Genomic DNA, 18287 nt, shown 5'->3' on the forward strand with positions numbered 1-18287 from the left:
GATTGTTTGAGCGTTACAATGATAAGTTTTTGATTGGGTATAAAATGTGATAAGATATCCGCGTTAGTGAATGTTCAATAAATTATAGGGTATACCAAGAATTTTGTGTAAATATAAAAACAATCAGAACAAGAAATAGGAACAAAATAGTAATTGACATAGTGTATAGGTTAGTTGAAACAAGTTTATTTAATGACAAAAGGGGCATGCCCCTTTTGTCATTAAATTTTGGCGGATGAACATAGAATCATCCAGCGATTCTGTCCGAAAACATGATGTTTAATTGGTTTAAAACAACGTCCCAATTTCGACAACGTTGTGTCCATCGTTCGACAATTTTTTTTGAAGCTAAATACAGTATCCTTTTTAAACTATCATCATTTTGAAATGATGGTTTATTCTTGGTTATTTGTCTGAACTGCCTGTTTAATCCCTCAATAATATTAGTTGTGTATATTATTTTCCTTACATCAGTTGGATATGCAAAAAAGGTTGATAGTATATCCCAGTTATCCTCCCAACTCTTTATGCAAGAAGGATAACTTTTACCCCATTTTTCTTTGAATGATATTAGATTATTCAATGCTTCTTCCTCTGTAACAGCTTGATATACTAGTTTTAGATCTGCCATTAACTTCTTGATATCTTTGTATCCTACATATCGTGTTGAATATCGAATTTGATGTATAATACAACGTTGAATGTGCGCTTTGGGATATGCTGCATTGATTGCTTCTTTAAAACCTTTTAAACCGTCAACACAAAATAGGTATACATCTTGCAAACCCCTTGATTTCAAGTCATTCATAACGCTCAACCAGAATTTTGAGCTCTCGTTTTCTCCAATCCAAATGCCCAATATATCTTTATTTCCTTCAAGTGTAATTCCTAAAACCACATATGCTGCTTTCGTTACAAACTGATTGTTTTCTTTTACTTTGTAGTGTATTGCATCCATGAACACAAATGGGTATACACTATCTAGTGGACGGTTTTGCCATGCTGTTACTTCCGGCATTATTTTTTCTGTTATCTTGCTTACTAGTCCATCTGAAATTTCTACATCATAAAGATTTTTTACTTGTTCAGCAATATCTCGTTGAGACATGCCACAAGAGTAAAGTGCAATAATTTTTTCTTCCATCCCGTCAGCATTACGATTATATTTACCAATAATTTGTGGTTCAAATTCACCGTTTCTATCACGAGGAACATTAATATCCACTTCGCCAAGTTGTGTTTTAACTGTTTTCTTTGAATATCCATTTCGATAATTTTTCGACATGCTTTTTCCGTCATCGTTCGCTATTCTTTGACTTTTTTGGTAACCCAATTCTTCGTCTAATTCACTATCCATAACTTGCTGAAGAACATCTTTGAACATCTCTTTCATTGCCTGCATAACCTCTGTTGTGCTTGTGAAGTTTTGGCTGTTCACATACTCTTTTAATAACTCTTTCGGTTGCTTTTCCATAAAAAAATACTTCCTTTCATACTTGAATTTATTATCTTAATTCTTGTCTGATTGGAAGTACCTTATTCACTTTTACACAAAATTTTCGGGAGTCTCATATTATAAAGAAACTCGTCTTTCCACCTTGTTAGGATATTGACACACACGAATTCTTTTGCATATCTAACATATCACATCTTTCATCCTTGTAATTGATTATGAGGCACTTACTATCTTTCGACCAGGAATAATTACAACTCCCACCATCATTAACATAGCATTTCACATTATTACTTAGGTTTGTTATTGTTATAGTATCAGTATATTTATTATATGATGTTTTATATTTTCCATCGGGAGAAATTTTTATATTTGCAACAGAATAGTGAATTGCTATTATACACGCAATTGCTATCACAATTATACCTATAAAAAAGTAAAACGATTTTCTACAGTACATTTCTTTCATAGAAACATACCCCCATTTCAAATTCAATAAACCATCTATGACATTATATATTTCTACTCGCTATTATCCCTCTCAACGCTTTCTCAAATGCTTCATTTTGATCTTCTGTTCGCTTTTTGTTTCCTTTTAATCTTCCACCGCTATTGCGGATTTTCTTTGCAGTATGGCGAGCCAAAAGCAAAGCATCAATATTATCGTTGGTGTATTGCATACCGTTTTGATTTAAAACCAAAGCGTTTTTTGCAAGACACATTGCAGCAAGCCCGTAATCCTGAGTAACCACAATATCGCCTTTTTCAATCATGTTTGCCAGTTTAAAGTCAACACTGTCAGCGCCTTTTGATACGGTAATTGTAGTTGCACCATTTCGTTCAAAGAAGTGTGAAGTATCACAAAGTATCATTACTTCTATGGAGAATTCTTTTGCAACTTTAATTGTAATATCAACGACAGGGCATCCATCTGCGTCTATGAGTATTCTTGACATAATAACCTCAATTCATTTTATAATCTAATCCATTAATGCAATGTAGTATGCTGCTAAAAATTCGTCTGTAACAAAAAATGCTAAAGCCAGCGCATCTAATTTTTTATGCTCATACATTGCTTTTTTCATCATAATTGCAAGATAAACAGTTCTCGCTTTTTTATCCAATAACGCCAATGCAGCGTTATATTTTCTTGGCTTTTTCATATCTTGCTCATTATAGTAAGGAACTTCAACCTTGTTAATCATTTCATTAAGCTTTTGTTCGAATATATCAACCGAATATATTTTCAAGTAATCCAGCTCGAATAACTCTGCGGCTTCCTCCATACAAGCCCTAATAAATGTGGTGTGTCTTCCGTTCATTTCTTTTCCATATTTATTTGTTAAGTGAGTTTGTATTTTTAAATGAAACAACTCTTCTTTACCGGTATGATTATTATTGGTAAAAGTAAGCTGTAGAATATCATTTAATTGATGAATAAGCTCTTTTCTTTTTTTAGTCATAGCAGGAATTTGATTTTTGATAAAAGTATAAGCTACACCGTCGAACACATGAAATGCCTTCATTGTGTCTAAATAGCCCAGACGAATGTTACGAACATTTGTCTTATTATCAAATACTAAAATAGGGCCAAGATTCCAATAACTCCGAATCATAGTTAAGTTTTCTGCTTTTGCAATTGCTTGTTTTCTTACCATTCCAATTGCTTCTAGGTCAACTGCGATTACATGTTCTGCTCCCTTATTTAACGCCAATTCAACCGGAAGATTATCATAATATCCACCATCTATATATTCAATTCCTTCTATATTACAGCTTTTAATAGCGGGAAAAAGGGAAGAGCTAGCAAGTAAATAGTCAGCCATTTGCCCTTCTTTTATATCCTCTTTATAAAGCTGCTTTGGTTTTAATGATTTTTTGTCAACCATAATAAAACCACATTCAATTGGGGAATTACGTATTATTTCTTCATTTACATATTGATTGAGTAGTTCCTTTAAAGGGTAAGCATCCGTTCCGCCTTGTTTTGCATAGTCAGAGATAAACTGGCGTATCATGGCTTTTGTTTGCTTTTGTGTGGATAACGATTCATCAATGTCAACAGCAAGTACCATTGAGGTTTTAATTTGCTTCCATAAGTTGAATGCATTATCATAATCATTCATAGCAATGAGTGCAGCATTTAAAGCACCAACAGAAGTTCCAGTTACAATATCAATATTGATATCAAGCTCGTTTAGTGCTTGCCATACTCCTATTTGAAAAGAGCCACGAGAACCGCCTCCGCCTAAAACAAGTGCTGTTTTTGACATAATATAATCACTATCCCTTCTAATGTAATATTGTAACTGTTAGGATTAAAATGAAGTTGCGTCTTTTGGCAATGCCCTCAGTTGATTTAAATAAGTAATTACTTTTTCTTCTTCTTTCACATCATAATTAAAATTAAAATGAAAAGCAATCATTCTTGCATTCTTACTAAAGAGGTTACAAACGGTAAAAAGAGCATCCCATGTTTGCTCAACATCACCATTTCCAAAAGAATGAATGAAAGCATCCCATTCCTCTTTTTTAATATATTGTTCTAAATACTTACCGCATTTGCCAACACTTACTTTGAAATTGGTTTTAAGACCAGCTTTCCAAGAGAGTATGTGTAATAGCATACTACGACAAATACCATTTAAATGTTCGGTCGCATATAAAATTTCATTTCGCCATAATCCCTTGGCAACATAAGTAGAAACCCACCAGAATTCATTGCAGTATTCGGAAAACTCGTCTTGTGTTGGCGGCTTTATCCAATAGTCTTCATCTGTGGATTTCGATAATTTACGTTGCGGCTCATCTTTATCTAATAGCAGTATTGTCATCTTGTCTTCACTAATATACTGTTCTTTTTGGGAAATCGGAATTAAACATAAATCAATACGATTTCCATCCATAAGCTGTATTAAATAAGGAAATCTCCCTTTCATAGAAGGTGGAAATACGTTCATAGCTTCGGGAGTTTGCATAATTACTCGCTCTCCAAAAATATCAATCCATTTTGGATTTTTTAAAAAAGGTTCAAGGCCTGTTACAATATATACAATATCAAAATCTTGAAGGCAATCTTTTTTAGCATTCGGATTTGCACGTGAGCCGTTTAAATATACTCCACGAATACGATCGTTTTCTCGGGCAACACTTAGTATCAAGTCATACATTTCTTGTTCTGTGCGCATTTAGTCTTCCTCCATTGCTAAGTGTTCGCAAAAGTCGAGCCATTGCGTTTGATACTCTTCGTCATTTAAAATGCGGTTTTTCAAAGTAGATATATCATGCAGTTTGTTTTGTTTACATATCTTTATACATTTAGTATATAGTTTATGCGCGGTAACAGTGGCAATAAGCTCATCATTATCAATATAGACAGGAACTTGTGAAAGCTTGTTTTTCCAAGCAATAAATAATCGAGAATGACCGTCTGTTAAGGTTAGCGTTCCATCCCCTTCAAAGTCATGCACAGGAAGTGGGTCAAAGTTTGATAAATCCGTCTTGAACCATTTCTCAATCGCATCAAGTTTAGATTGGGATAAGAATAACTGACTTAACCCAATATCGGGTATGTTCATTGAAAAAATTTTTTTCATTGCTACTACCTCGCTTACTGTATTGAGATTTATCTTACTAGTGTATATTCAAGTATTGTGTTTACTTATTCATATTACCACATATAGATTATACGAACAATCTATAAATTGTAAATTCGTTTGACATTGATTTTCAGATTGGTTACAATAAAACCATAAATAAGTTTAATGAGGGTATTGTTTTGAGTATTTTGTATTTTTTTATTAGTTTTTTAGCTTCTACAATAGGAGCAATCAGTGGTATAGGCGGCGGCGTCATTATTAAACCCGTGCTAGATGCAACCGGAACACTATCCGTTTCCACAATCAGCTTTTTATCGGGATGTACGGTATTATCCATGGCAATTGTTTCGCTGTTTCGTAATCGCAAATCGGGCGCAACGCTTGATTTGAAACGAACCACCTTTTTAGGCATAGGAGCTGCCGGAGGAGGCTTGCTTGGAAAATATTTATTTGATTTTATAAAGACAGCAGTAGGGAACGAAAACATTGTTGGTTTGATACAAGCTATTGTGTTGATTATTATGACAATCGGTGTTTTTTTCTATGTTACTTTTAAAGATAAGATAAAAGCATATGATATTTATAATAAATTATTTTGCTTGATTTCAGGTTTGGCTTTGGGCTTAATTTCATCATTCTTGGGAATTGGCGGAGGACCAATTAATATTGCTATTTTATATTTCTTTTTCTCTATGGCTCCAAAAACTGCAGCATTGAACTCAATTTATATTATACTATTATCGCAAATTACAAGCTTGGTATTTACATTGGGAACCAATAATGTACCAACCTTTCGTACTTTTGTACTAATTACTATGATTATCGGTGGTATTTCAGGAGCTTTAGTCGGAAGTAAGATTGTAAAAAAGTTAACGCAAAAGCAAGTAGATTTCTTTTTTCGAATCTTAATGCTAGTTATCATTGCTATCAATATTTATAATATTGTGAAATTTTGGATAGCAATAGAAGTGATGTGATTTTGCAAGAAAAAATATTGTGTGAACCATTTATGCTTTAAAATTGATGTAAAACATGCGTTTTTAGAAAATTTTTTGCAAGATTAGAAAAATCTCTTGCAAAACTAACGTTGCTATGTTATACTATTTCTATTGAAAAAGAAATGAATGGAGTTGTTTTTTTATGATAAAAGCTTGTATTGTTGGCTATGGTAATATCGGAAAATCCGTATTTGAAGCAATTTCTGCTTCTGAAGACGTTGAGCTTGTAGGAATTGTAAGAAGAAGTGTAAGCGGCGAATGCCCAAAAGAGCTTGTTGGGGTTGAAATCGTTGATGATGTAAAAAATTTAAGCGTAAAACCTGATGTAGCAATTCTTTGTACACCAACCAGAACAGTGCCTAAAGTTGCAGCAAAATACTTATCCCAAGGAATTAATACTGTAGATAGTTATGATATTCATCAAACAATCTATGACTTAAAAGTTGATCTTGATAAAGTTGCAAAAGCAAATAATACGGTAGCAGTTATTGCTGCTGGTTGGGATCCTGGTTCTGACTCTGTTGTTCGTACATTAATGGAAAGCTGTGCACCAAAGGGCATTTCTTATACTAACTTCGGACCTGGTATGAGTATGGGCCACACAGTAGCGGTAAAAGCTGTTGAAGGTGTAAAAGCGGCACTATCAATGACAATTCCTCTTGGTACTGGAATTCATCGTAGAATGGTATATATCGAATTGCAAGATGGTTATACAGAAGAAGATGTAAGTGCAAGAATTAAAGCGGATGCTTACTTTGTAAACGATGAAACTCATGTAACAGTTGTAGACGATGTTTCTCAATTACTAGATATGGGACATGGCGTTACAATGACACGCAAAGGTGTTTCCGGAACAACACAAAATCAATTATTCGAGTTTAATATGAAAATCAATAACCCTGCACTAACAGCACAAAATTTAGTAAACTGTGCGAGAGCTACTTTTAAACAACAAAGTGGGGCATACACTATGATTGAAATCCCAGTAATTGATTTACTAGCTGGTGACAAAGAAACTTTAATTAGACATTTAGTATAATTTTTTAAACCTCATTCCGATAAGGAATGAGGTTTTTTGTATACCAAAATCTCCCAATTGTTTTTTATATGACATCGCGCATTAGTTTGCTCGAAATTGATAAAGGTAAAGCTTGTGCTATATTATTCTTTATTTGCTGCCCTAGATCATTTATTGTAAAATCGTTATGCGACCAGCAATTAACATTTGCTAAAAACTCATATATTGTTATATGTCATTTTTTTTTAAACAATTTTCGCAAGTGAAATTCTTCTAATATTCATTATTTTCTTGCACTTTCAGTTTTTCTATAAATTACAAATTAACCATATACATTGTAAGAATTTTATAGTATAATATTGGTAAAATATATTGAAAAAGGTGACGATATGACAACTGAGTTGAAAAATGAAGCAAAGCAATGTTATAAGCAGAATACAAAAAAATTACTCACTATTACAGCTATCTATGTTGCTATAAACTGGGCACTAGACTTTGCAGCAATGTTAATTTCCGATCCAACAAGAACGATAATTCAGCTGTGTATTCCTATTATAACCTCAATCTTTGATTTGGGCTATTTTTATATCTTGTTTCAAATTAAAAGGGGAGAGCCATTTCGTTATTGGAATATTGTTTTATTCTTTTCAAATCTAAAATATTTAAGAAAAGCGTTTTGTATTTCTTTATTGATAAACCTACTCATTTTATTTCCTGCGTGTAATCGAATGTTGTTTGAGCTTATAAAGCATAGTCGACTGGTTTATGGTTTTTCGTTTGTCAGCTTAGTAATTTTAATTGGGTTAATCTATTTGTTCTTTCATTTGTTCCTTAGTGAATACATATTGGTAAATGAGCCTACAATGCCACTTATGCATATATTGAAATATTCGTTTATCTATATGAAAGGGAACATTTTTAAGCTAATTACATTAAATTTATCCTTTATTCTATTAGGTATTGCCTTTTTCATTCCATATTGCATCCAATATTATGCCGATAATACAATATTGATTTATTCAATGAATATAATATTAATGATAATGGAAGTGCTTTTCTTTCCTTATTATTATTTAACTCTTATTTCCTTTGTCGAATCAATTTGTCCAATGCTGAAAGGTAATACGAATCCAGTTAATCAGAGTATTGTATCAGAATATATGACATACGAGAACGACGATCATTTAACCAAAATGTATGATAAAGCATTGCATGTAGCAAATCCTCAAACGATTGAAATAGATGAAACGCTAGAAGAAAATAAAGAATATGAAGAAGATATTTATGATGAGCTTTATGAAGAATATGGTGAAGAATTTTTTGAAGACGATTATTTACAATATAAAGCTGAAATTCAAGAATCTGAAGCAGAGCGAAGTGAACGAGAAAAGTTTGAAGCAAATGAACCACTCAGCAAAAATGAGTTTACTTATCAATTTTCAACAAAATCAATTGATGATTTGCCAATTTGCAAGGCGCTATATAAAACAGAGCTTTATCATTTCCTAATTCTGAATGAACGAATACAAGCTATCATTAAAAACGCATATGCAAGGAGCGTAAAAGATTATCAGTCTTATGAAAATGATCAAGAAACAGGTTCAGCGGCTGACGACGATACAATCAATAATACTTATTTCAGAGTCGTATCGACTGTAACAAAGCCAAGTAATTCTTATCAAATTCAACTAATCTTTTATATTAGTGAATAAGGAGTAGTTTCTATCATGGGCATCTTGGGTTTTTTATTATATTTCTTTTTTACTGCTATTTGGATCATTGTCATTATAAAAATGGTATGGAAACGCTATGGTAAATCAAAATATGCATATGCAACAGTAGTTAGTAAAAGCGACGATACTTTTCAAGAATACTCTATTATAAAGGGCTATGCAATTGAGAAAACAAAATATATCGTAACCTTTGAAATGCAGCATAAAACGGTAAAACTTTTTGTAACTGAAGGCTTTTACAATTCTATTCGTGTAAACGATAGCGGCAAGTTGGAATATAAGGGAAGCTATTTAATTAACTTTCAAAAAACAATTGGAATCGAAAACGATAGTGATGTTTATGCATAATGTGACCATGTCCTAATAAATTCTCTTGGCGAAACTCCAACGTATTTTTTGAATTGCTTGCTAAATGCATATTCATCAAAATAGCCTAAATCAATTGCCACTTGCTTTACACAACGATGTTGCAACAACATTGTTTTACTTTGGTTAATTCTTTGGTTGATTCGATAATCTGAAATGGAGCAGCCCATTTTCTGCTTAAATTGTTTGCGAATAGATTCATAGGATAGATTATTATCTTGAAAAACGGTTGGTAAATTTGCTCCAATCTTCAAATTTTGTTGAATGAGTTGACATATATAATCCAAATTAGAATCATCATTAACGGTATTGGCTAACTGGTTGATATATAATAGCAGTCTTTGAAACTCAATCATTAAATCGCCAATTTGATTCTCTTTTGTATTATCAACACGATCCATGAATTGCAACAAATACTGAAAAATCGTAATATCCTCACCAATGAAAAAAACAGGCTCTTTAGTGATTAGCTTATATTCACTTAAGAGCTTGAATACTTTTGCATCAATGCAAAAGTAAAACTCCAACCAATTTCCGTCATCTTTAACGTATGTGTGATGAATTTGGTGTGGCATACGTTGCACGATACAGCCTGGGTAAAGTTTTATACGCTCATTTGTAACGGCATCGACATATTCTCCTGTACCGTCAATAATATATAGCGCACCATAGTAATCAAAATCAACGTTTTCTTGAATACAAAAATCTCCTGTTTTATGTAGCAATCCGCAAGAAACCAAATTGTTTTTATCGGCTTTTGTGCCTACAATACATTTACTTACCCCGAAGTTTTGATAATACTTTTTATCTACTTTCATTTGCATTATACCTTTCAAAATCGTCCCAAATAATACATGATATTATTGTGAAATTACATTTTAATAGTGCTTGGCTTATGATATGATTATACCAAAATAAATGTATTTGTACTACTGATGTATTCAAAATAATATCAAAAAAGGGGAATAGCAATGAATAAAAGAGATAATTTACTATCTTTAGTAAAACGACAAGGTTATCAAAAAGTACCTGTAGAGTTTTCAATGTGTCCTTCATTAGAAAAAGCGTTCAACCAATATATGCAAGAACATGATATGGATATTGACTTTACATCGCCATGGAATTATGTTGATGGGATTGCACCGAAACCAGTGGATAGAAGTGTTTTCAACCCTTATTATACATTTCCATTAAAAGAAGGAACGGCAATTGATGAGTATGGTGTTGGGCATGAACCTGGAAGTGCGGCGGCATTTCATATGACAAAAATGCTCCACCCAATGGCAAACTTTGATAGTGTCGAGCAAATTCTAGCTTATCCATTTTTGGATTATTCTCAAGCTACGCTTGATTTGCAATATGAGCAGGTGAAAAAAGCCCATGCAAATGGAATATGTGCAATGGGCGGAATGCAATGTACTATATGGGAAACAGCTTGGTATATGCGTGGCATGGAAAACTTGATGATGGACATGATGAGTGATGATGAAATGGCAACTGTGTTACTGGATAAGGTAACCGATAACGCCATTCTTCGTGCAGAAGGATATGCAAAAGCAGGCGCTGATATTATCTTTTTAGGTGATGATATTGGAATGCAACATTCCATATTAATGAGTAAAACCTTATATTCAGATTGGTTAAAACCAAGATTAAAAAAGGTGATTGATTCAGCAAAAGCAATTAACAACGATATCATTTTCTTTTATCATTCTTGCGGTTATGTGGAGCCGTTTATCCCAGATTTGATTGACGTAGGTATTGATGTTTTAAACCCAGTACAACCGGAGTGTATGGACTTTGCAAAAATTCATGCAATATATGGAAATGCGATTTCTTTTCATGGAACAATCGGAACACAAACAACAATGCCTTTTGGTACACCGGATGAAGTGCGCAGAGAAGTATTTAAAAATCTTGATATAGCTGGGGAAAAAGGTGGACTAATGGTAGCACCTACTCATTTGTTGGAACCGGAAGTGCCTGTTGAAAACCTAGTTGCATATATAAAAGCTTGTAACGATTATAAATAAAACAGAATATACGTGATTGCCAGTTTTGTTGCTTTATGCTACAATAAAATTACTTCATAATAATTGCTATTCTTCCATGAGTGGAATAGCAATTTTTTATAGATTTTTTGCAATTCAACCTTTGGTTGTATAAAAAACAACTGTAGGTTTCGTAGTTCAACTGATAAGATGTTCCAATCTGGTAGCTTTTATTCGATAATGGAATGGTAGCTACAACAGAATTGAAAGGTGGAAATAAAATGACAACTTCATTAGGAAAGAAAATATCAGAATTAAGAAAGCAACGTGGTATCACACAAGACCAACTTGCAGAAGAAATGGGTGTATCGTCTCAAGCAGTATCCAAATGGGAAAATGATATCTCATGTCCCGATATTATGATGTTACCCCAATTAGCAGAATACTTTAATGTATCAATTGATGAATTATTGCGTGGAGAAAAAGCACATGAAGCAAGAATGGTCACCGAAGTGGAACGAAAAGACGTTAACAAAATGATGGTTCGTGTTTTAGTTCATGATGGCGAAGGAAATAATGTAAAAGTAAATTTACCTGTTCCTCTTATTAAAATGGGATTAGAAATCGGAATGCAGATGCCCGATTTTTCGGGAAGTGCAGCACTAAAAAACATTGACTTTGAAGCCATCATGAAAGCAATCGACTGCGGCGTAATGGGTAAAATAGTAGAAGTTGAAGGAGCCGATGGTGAGAAAGTAGATATTTTTGTTGAGTAGGAGAGATTACTATGAAAATAAAAGTAAAATCAGAAGATTGTAATATCTCATTATTACTCCCAAATGCATTACTGCTAAACAGATTAACTGCTCGCATTGTTGCACATTATATTAACAAGGCAAATAAAAATTTTCAAATGACTGAAGCACAGATTAGAAAGATATTTGCTACAATCAAACAATGTAAAAAAGATTTTCCCAAGATGTATTTAGTTGAAGTCGATAGTGAAGATGGCGATATCGTTAAAATTAGACTGTAATTGTAGGGTGCGGCATCCTTGCAATGTCATTAACTTAAGGGCTAGTTCCAGCGCTATGAACTCTCTCAGTCTCGCGTTGCTCGCCAGCTCCCTCTTAGAGGTAGCCAAGACAAAGCCTTCCTCTTAGAGAAAGGTGGCACGCTAACGGTGTGACGGATAGAGTAAATAACTATAAATTTTCTTGAGTTAATGACATTGCTGCGCAATGTCGCCCTACTCCAAATGATTTAACGTATCTATTTTATACCCCTTGGCTTGAATAGCTTCAATAATTGTAGGTAAAGCATCTACAGTGGATTGCTGTCCACTGGAAGAGTGCATTAAAATAATATCACCTGCCCGTAGGTTATCGGTTACATTTTTTGCAATTGCAGTAGGCTCTTTTAATGACCAATCTAATGTATCAATCGACCAAATGATTATTTTTACCTTGTTCTCTTGATAAACATCTATTACGTTTTCATCAATATCACCATAAGGAGGGCGAATGCAGTTCGGCTGTTGCCCTGTTAATTCAGTAATTTGATTTTGGGTTTTGATAAATTGGTCAAGAATCTCTTGTTTTGTTAACTTCGGAAGATGAACATGATGATAACCATGTACTCCAATATAATGGCCACTTTCATTTGCAAGCTTTACTGTGTTCGGATTCTTGGCAATCTCGCTTCCCAAGAAGAAAAAGTTACCTTTTACTTTATATTGATCCAAAACTTGAATAACTTTTGGGGTAATCTTAGTATCAGGACCATCATCAAATGTTAGATAAACTTTGTTACTTTTGGGTTGATCGTTTAAATAAACGGTTTGTGGGTGTTGTGTTGCTTTCGTTTTTGCATCATTCCGCATCTTTTGCATGTTATCCCATTTATCTCCTTGTATTTTCGGGGAAACCCCAAGTATATCGTTTACCATTAATGGCATTTCGCTTGAAACTGCATTACTGGAGTTAATTGATTCTGCTGTTAAGCTGTTTGTTGTTTTAGATGAGTTTTGGCTGGATTCCATATCTTGACTAGAAGAGGAAACCATAGTATCTTTTAAGTTATGGCAACCGATCATATAAAAAATAGCAACAAAAATAAGACAACACAAACAGATTAACTTCTTGTAGATAGATGATAACAAATCAATTCCTTCTTTTCTAAATATCTAAGTTCATTATATGAAATATATTCACGTTTTACAATGCATAAAACAAATTTGTAATGATTTGTAAGAATAATGAATGCAAATCAAATTTATTTTCGTATATATTAGTATCAAGTGCATTTGATTGAAAGCTGAGTGATAATATGAAAAAAGGTATTGGAATTTTTCTAATATTGAACATGTGCGTTTGTTTGCTCACTTCTTGTGATAAAGAAAAACGAGTGGTGTATCAGTTTAATCAAACGATGTATTTTAGTTGGAATGGAAATCCTAACTTAGTTTCAACAATTGTAAAAAATACAGACACTATAGTGCGAGGTAAAGTAGAAAAAATATCGGGATATTATTTTAAGGATAACGATGTGAGTTGTCAAAGTAATGTGAGCTTTCGCTGCACAGAAGTAATTAAAGGCAATATAAAAAGAAACGAAGAAATTAACTTTCAGACACTGAGCAGATATTATCCTTGTAAAAAATTCATGAAATATAGTAAGTATGTAGAAGAACCAAGTTGGTATCAAAATATGTCATGGTTTGAAAGAACCTTTGGCTATATAGAATACTCATTGAATAATTACGGCTATTTACAAGAGGGTAGTGAATATATTATGTTCTTAAATAAAACTGATGATGGATACAGCTTTCCCTTTTATGGTAGTTTTGAGGTGTATGATAATAAAGTACGACATCAGTTTAACCATAGACAAGATTCACTTGAAGTATTGTATAAAGAAATCCAAACTACGTTCAAAGAGATGCAATAGTCCTACAAAAAATGCGTTAAAGAATTTCTTCTTTAACGCATTTTTTATAGGAAATTATAAACCTAAGAAATCAAGCATCACTTTTGTAATTGTGCTAGCTTGTTCCATTGTAGCTTGTTCACAGAACACACGAATTACAGGTTCTGTACCGGAGAAACGACAGATTATCCAACCGCCATTTTTAAAGTAGACCTTACAACCATCCATGTAAGATACTTTTTCAACTTCAATAGGGAATTCAGGAAGCTTTTTCTCTTGGAATAAAAGATGTTGCAATTCGGCTTTCTTTTCATGGCTGAATCGACAATCAAATTCAGTCATTTCGTGTTGACCAAATTGTGCTTTAATGTCATCTAATATTTCAGTTAATGGCTTTCCAATTACGCAAAGCATTTCAACGAGAAGAGAAGCAGCATAAATACCGTCTTTACCTCTGATATGTCCTCTAACAGTTAAACCGCCTGAGCTTTCGCCGCCGATTAGAGCATTTGTTTCTTCCATTTTAGAAGATATGTGTTTAAAACCAACCGGTACTTCATAGCATTGTTGAGAGAAGCTTTTAGCAAGCTTGTCTAAAAGATGAGTAGTAGCAATGTTTCTAACTGCAGGGCCGGACCAACCTTTGTATTGTGTTAAGTAGTAGTAAAGAAGAACCAGAATATCATTTGGATGTATAAAGTTACCTTTTGCATCAATCAATCCAATACGGTCAGCATCACCATCGGTTGCAATTCCTAAATCATAACCATCTTCAACAACGAGTTGAGAAAGACGTTTCAACGTTTTTGCAGAAGGAGAAGGAAGTCTACCGCCAAATAATGCATCGTGACGGTCATTGATAACGTCAACTTCGCAACGGCAAGTTAAAAGTATTGTTTGCAGAGAAGTTCTTGATACACCATACATAGGATCAAGTAAAACTTTTAGGTTTCTGGATTTTACTTTTTCAATATCAATAACAGAAAGAATGCTATCAATATACTCATTCTTAGGGTTAATAATTGTAACGATTCCTTTTGCAATTGCTTCATCGTAATCCATGTATTTCACGTCGTTTATTGAAATTTTTGCAATTTCGGCTTCAATTTCGTTTGTAACAACTTCTGTAGCGTCACGTCCACCTTCTGTAAATACCTTTATACCGTTGTATTCAGCAGGGTTATGGCTGGCAGTAACAGCCATACCGTATTTTGCGCCGGAATTTTCAACAACATACATAATGATTGGAGTAGGTGCATCATAGTTGATAAATTGTGTTTGAATACCGTTGCCGGCTAATACTTCGCAAACCCATTTTGCGGCAGTATCTGAAAGAAAACGACGATCGTAGCCAACTATGAAAGGCTTGTCTTGTGCATTTTCTTTTATTATTTTATTTACAGTAGCTTGAGTTAAAAGGTCAATGTTAGCCTTGGTGAAATCGTCACCAATAATTGCTCTGAATCCGCCAGTACCAAATTTTATCATTCCGTTACCTCCAAATAATTTATTGTCAATCTTATTATAATTCGCATCGGAATGAATGTCAATCTAATAAAGGAAAATTACTTGACTAATTATAATTGATATTTTCTTGTGATTTTTTAGTACTTTTACAACGCTTTTTATAATAATTGCACCCATTTACCTTAACTGAGCTAATTGGTGCAGCTACGTTCAGCTTGCAATAACCTTCTTTTTGATATAAACAATCCTCTTTACAAGTAATCAAATTCATGGGTTGCTCCTCCTTAAATCCAAAAAAATCTAATTTGATAGCCAACTTAATTTTTATTAGTTTGTTTTTCCCATAATGAAATATTCTAAAAATTGCAAAAGATTTTTCTTTTTTATATAAATAAAAGTAGCTAAATCAGCAACACTAGTATTATAATTTTTCGAAATGACAACAAAAAATAAGCAGACTATTTTTGCAATGTGCAGTCAGCCATATTGCATCAACTTTTAATGTGCATCGGAGGTTTTTATGAAAAAATACGTTATTATGCAAGCGGTTGCAATTCCTATGTTTATTTTAGCTTTGTTTATTCCTGTTTTTATTACAAATTCGGTTATACCGGTTGAAGTAACAACGGTATCACAAGCTAATTATACAGATGATATCTATGTGAACGGGTTTGTTGAGGAGAAAAGCAAAAAAGATATTTTTGCCAATCTTCCGTTGGTTCCAAGTAAAGTTAATTTCAGAATAGGTGATAAGGTAAATGCGGGCGATGTTATTGCTGAAATAGATACAGACGCCACCAAAAACGCATTATTGCAATTAGCGAATATGGCGAATTTTATACCAAAAGAATATGTTGACGCAATCGGAAAACTTAATGTTGACGAAAAAATAATTAAAGATTATATTCCTACTGAAATGACCGCTCCTATTTCGGGTACTATTACATCAATTTCATTAGTAGAAGGGGCAATTTCAACCCCGAATACTTCTGTTGTAACAATTATTCAAGCGGATGAAAACCGAGTGAAAATGTCTGTTAATGAATCGGACATTGATAAGGTAAAAGTCGGCGATACCGTTGTGTTTAAGGCAAATGCAACCAAAGATGTTAAGTATGTTGGAAAAGTGGAACGAGTATTTCCAACAGCCACTAAAACGTTGGTAGGAACTACGCAAGCTACTGTTGTTGGAATATATGTAGACTTAGCTGAGAATTATGATAAATTGCGACCAGGCTATACGGTTAACGGTGTCATTCATAATGCGGATAAAGAAGTTGTACACATCATTCCGTATGAAGCTGTTCTACAGGATGCTAAAAATAAAGAGTATGTGTATGTAATTAGAAATTCACACGCTGAGCGTTGCTATATCGAAACAGGAAGAGAATTAGGGGATGGAATAGAGATATTATCACCATCCTTATTTGATCAAGCTATTGTAAAAAATGCGAATGACATAAAAAGAGATAGAGGATTAGTAAAAATCGTAAAAAAATAATTTGTTTCAAGAAGGGACGATACACCACCCATGTTAGATTGTATTATGAGCAGCTTAAAAAATATTTTGCGTAAAAAAATGCGCTCTACCCTTACGATAATGGGAATAAGTATAGGTGTGTTGTCGGTAGTCATTATATCTATGATTGGAGATATGGGAAAGAGAACGGTCAATAATGAACTGAACAGTATGGGAGTTAGCGGAGTATATATTCACGCAACTGATGCGAACGGAACTGTTGATTTTGGTCAAAAAGAATTAAGTAAAGTGCAAGAAAACAATTATGTAGAGGCAGCCTCACCGTTGATGACTCGATATACCAACGTTCAGGTGCGTTCCAATAAATCAAAATGTGTTGTTTGGGGAATTGATTCTAATGCGGAAGATATTATATCAATGCAGTTAAAATACGGAAGATTGGTAAATAAAACAGATATCAAAGATAACGCAAAAGTTTGTATTGTAGACGAAGCATTTGCAAAGGCAAATTATAAAAGAAGTAATATTGTAGGTAAAAAGTTAAATATCTATATTGAAGCACAGCCCTTTGAATTTACGGTGATTGGCGTTGTCAGTACAGGAGGAAATATATTACAAGGTTTAATGGGTGATATCGTTCCCACATTTCTATATGTTCCTTATACAACGGTGACTGCTTATTCTCAAAACATCGGTATCACACAAATTGTTGCAAAGCTTGATGAGACAAAAGATGAGGCGATTGCAACTAATAGCATTATCCATGATTTAATACAAGTAACCGAAAAAGCAACTACAATAAAGGTAGAAAGTATCAATGCACAAAAAGACAAATTAAATGGTATGTTGGATATGGTAACGTTGATATTAGCAGCTATAGGCAGTATTTCCATTATTGTTGCAGGGCTTTCTATTATGACAGTAATGCTTGTTACGGTAAATGAACGAACGAGAGAGATTGGTATTAAGAAATCAATTGGTGCAAGAAAAAGCACGATTTTACTTGAATTTTTAGTAGAAGCTTTGCTATTATCCTTAGCCGGTAGTATAATTGGAGCAGGTATAGGCATCTCGATTGGCGCATTAGGAGCTTGGATTCTTAAAATCCCGCTATATATCAACGTAAAGACCATTCTGTTTTGTATTGGATTCTGCATGTTGATTGGAATTAGCTTCGGTGTATATCCTGCAAGTAAAGCTGCAAAATTAAAGCCGGTGGATGCCCTACGATTTTAGCATAGATAGGAGCAGGTT

The 18287-nt window shown here is 33.6% G+C and carries 19 protein-coding genes; 10 read left to right on the forward strand and 9 right to left on the reverse strand.

What is annotated here, in order from left to right; genetic code table 11:
* Nucleotides 1-247: 247 nt before the first annotated feature.
* From RBG61_RS12515 to RBG61_RS12535, 5 genes are all read right to left on the reverse strand, one after another.
* Entirely contained in the window at nucleotides 248-1474 is a 1227-nt protein-coding gene (locus RBG61_RS12515) for an IS256 family transposase (protein ID WP_307942478.1), read from the reverse strand.
* Nucleotides 1475-1965: 491 nt separating this feature from the next.
* Nucleotides 1966-2409: a YaiI/YqxD family protein gene (locus RBG61_RS12520; protein ID WP_307944033.1), complete on the reverse strand. Its 444-nt coding sequence runs from the start codon at nucleotides 2407-2409 to the stop codon at nucleotides 1966-1968.
* A 24-nt stretch (nucleotides 2410-2433) separates the two neighbouring features.
* Complete coding sequence (locus RBG61_RS12525; RefSeq protein WP_307944034.1) at nucleotides 2434-3726, reverse strand: patatin-like phospholipase family protein; 1293 nt, start codon at nucleotides 3724-3726, stop codon at nucleotides 2434-2436.
* A 45-nt stretch (nucleotides 3727-3771) separates the two neighbouring features.
* A complete protein-coding gene (locus tag RBG61_RS12530) occupies nucleotides 3772-4641 on the reverse strand; it encodes an aminoglycoside 6-adenylyltransferase (protein WP_307944035.1) in 870 nt (289 codons plus the stop codon).
* Entirely contained in the window at nucleotides 4642-5049 is a 408-nt protein-coding gene (locus RBG61_RS12535) for a hypothetical protein (RefSeq protein WP_307944037.1), read from the reverse strand. It lies immediately after the preceding gene.
* A 182-nt stretch (nucleotides 5050-5231) separates the two neighbouring features.
* Between RBG61_RS12535 and RBG61_RS12540 the strand changes: the two genes are divergently transcribed.
* The 4 genes from RBG61_RS12540 to RBG61_RS12555 all read left to right on the forward strand — a co-directional run bounded on the left by RBG61_RS12540 (nucleotide 5232) and on the right by RBG61_RS12555 (nucleotide 9149).
* Nucleotides 5232-6029, forward strand: a complete 798-nt coding sequence (locus tag RBG61_RS12540; protein WP_307944038.1) for a sulfite exporter TauE/SafE family protein — start codon at nucleotides 5232-5234, stop codon at nucleotides 6027-6029.
* Nucleotides 6030-6192: 163 nt separating this feature from the next.
* Nucleotides 6193-7089 carry a diaminopimelate dehydrogenase gene (locus RBG61_RS12545; RefSeq protein ID WP_307944039.1) on the forward strand — a complete coding sequence of 299 codons (897 nt, stop codon included), beginning with the start codon at nucleotides 6193-6195 and terminating at the stop codon, nucleotides 7087-7089.
* A 368-nt stretch (nucleotides 7090-7457) separates the two neighbouring features.
* Nucleotides 7458-8780, forward strand: coding sequence for a DUF975 family protein (locus tag RBG61_RS12550; protein ID WP_307944041.1), 1323 nt, complete (start codon nucleotides 7458-7460; stop codon nucleotides 8778-8780).
* Between the two features lie 15 nt (nucleotides 8781-8795).
* Nucleotides 8796-9149: a hypothetical protein gene (locus RBG61_RS12555; protein ID WP_307944043.1), complete on the forward strand. Its 354-nt coding sequence runs from the start codon at nucleotides 8796-8798 to the stop codon at nucleotides 9147-9149.
* Here the strand turns inward: RBG61_RS12555 and RBG61_RS12560 are convergent.
* Nucleotides 9140-9985: an AraC family transcriptional regulator gene (locus RBG61_RS12560; protein WP_307944045.1), complete on the reverse strand. Its 846-nt coding sequence runs from the start codon at nucleotides 9983-9985 to the stop codon at nucleotides 9140-9142. The genes RBG61_RS12555 and RBG61_RS12560 overlap by 10 nt on opposite strands.
* Nucleotides 9986-10138: 153 nt before the next feature.
* Between RBG61_RS12560 and RBG61_RS12565 the strand changes: the two genes are divergently transcribed.
* From RBG61_RS12565 to RBG61_RS12575, 3 genes are all read left to right on the forward strand, one after another.
* A complete protein-coding gene (locus tag RBG61_RS12565; protein WP_307944047.1) occupies nucleotides 10139-11200 on the forward strand; it encodes a uroporphyrinogen decarboxylase family protein in 1062 nt (353 codons plus the stop codon).
* Between the two features lie 239 nt (nucleotides 11201-11439).
* Nucleotides 11440-11934, forward strand: a complete 495-nt coding sequence (locus RBG61_RS12570) for a helix-turn-helix domain-containing protein (RefSeq protein WP_307944048.1) — start codon at nucleotides 11440-11442, stop codon at nucleotides 11932-11934.
* Nucleotides 11935-11945: 11 nt separating this feature from the next.
* On the forward strand, nucleotides 11946-12194 hold the full coding sequence (locus RBG61_RS12575) for a hypothetical protein (protein WP_307944049.1): 249 nt from the start codon (nucleotides 11946-11948) through the stop codon (nucleotides 12192-12194).
* A 213-nt stretch (nucleotides 12195-12407) separates the two neighbouring features.
* On the opposite strand, the gene RBG61_RS12580 is transcribed toward RBG61_RS12575, so the two are convergent.
* The gene (locus tag RBG61_RS12580) at nucleotides 12408-13319 is read right to left on the reverse strand and encodes a polysaccharide deacetylase family protein (protein ID WP_307944052.1); all 912 of its coding nucleotides are present in this window, start codon (nucleotides 13317-13319) and stop codon (nucleotides 12408-12410) included.
* A 167-nt stretch (nucleotides 13320-13486) separates the two neighbouring features.
* Here RBG61_RS12580 and RBG61_RS12585 point away from each other — a divergent pair, with 167 nt between their 5' ends.
* On the forward strand, nucleotides 13487-14107 hold the full coding sequence (locus RBG61_RS12585; RefSeq protein ID WP_307944054.1) for a hypothetical protein: 621 nt from the start codon (nucleotides 13487-13489) through the stop codon (nucleotides 14105-14107).
* Between the two features lie 54 nt (nucleotides 14108-14161).
* Here RBG61_RS12585 and RBG61_RS12590 read toward each other — a convergent pair whose 3' ends face one another.
* Together RBG61_RS12590 and RBG61_RS12595 are read right to left on the reverse strand one after the other, a co-directional pair.
* Nucleotides 14162-15574 (reverse strand): phosphoglucomutase/phosphomannomutase family protein, encoded by a 1413-nt coding sequence (locus tag RBG61_RS12590; RefSeq protein ID WP_307944057.1) that lies wholly within the window; start codon nucleotides 15572-15574, stop codon nucleotides 14162-14164.
* Nucleotides 15575-15659: 85 nt separating this feature from the next.
* The gene (locus RBG61_RS12595) at nucleotides 15660-15824 is read right to left on the reverse strand and encodes a hypothetical protein (RefSeq protein WP_307944060.1); all 165 of its coding nucleotides are present in this window, start codon (nucleotides 15822-15824) and stop codon (nucleotides 15660-15662) included.
* 249 nt (nucleotides 15825-16073) lie between these two features.
* Here RBG61_RS12595 and RBG61_RS12600 point away from each other — a divergent pair, with 249 nt between their 5' ends.
* Both RBG61_RS12600 and RBG61_RS12605 read left to right on the forward strand, forming a co-directional pair.
* Nucleotides 16074-17054 carry an efflux RND transporter periplasmic adaptor subunit gene (locus tag RBG61_RS12600; RefSeq protein WP_307944063.1) on the forward strand — a complete coding sequence of 327 codons (981 nt, stop codon included), beginning with the start codon at nucleotides 16074-16076 and terminating at the stop codon, nucleotides 17052-17054.
* A gap of 141 nt (nucleotides 17055-17195) precedes the next feature.
* Nucleotides 17196-18269, forward strand: a complete 1074-nt coding sequence (locus RBG61_RS12605; protein ID WP_307947271.1) for an ABC transporter permease — start codon at nucleotides 17196-17198, stop codon at nucleotides 18267-18269.
* Nucleotides 18270-18287: the final 18 nt, after the last annotated feature.

Source organism: Paludicola sp. MB14-C6, from assembly GCF_030908625.1.
Taxonomy (GTDB): Bacteria; Bacillota; Clostridia; order Oscillospirales; family Ruminococcaceae; genus Paludihabitans.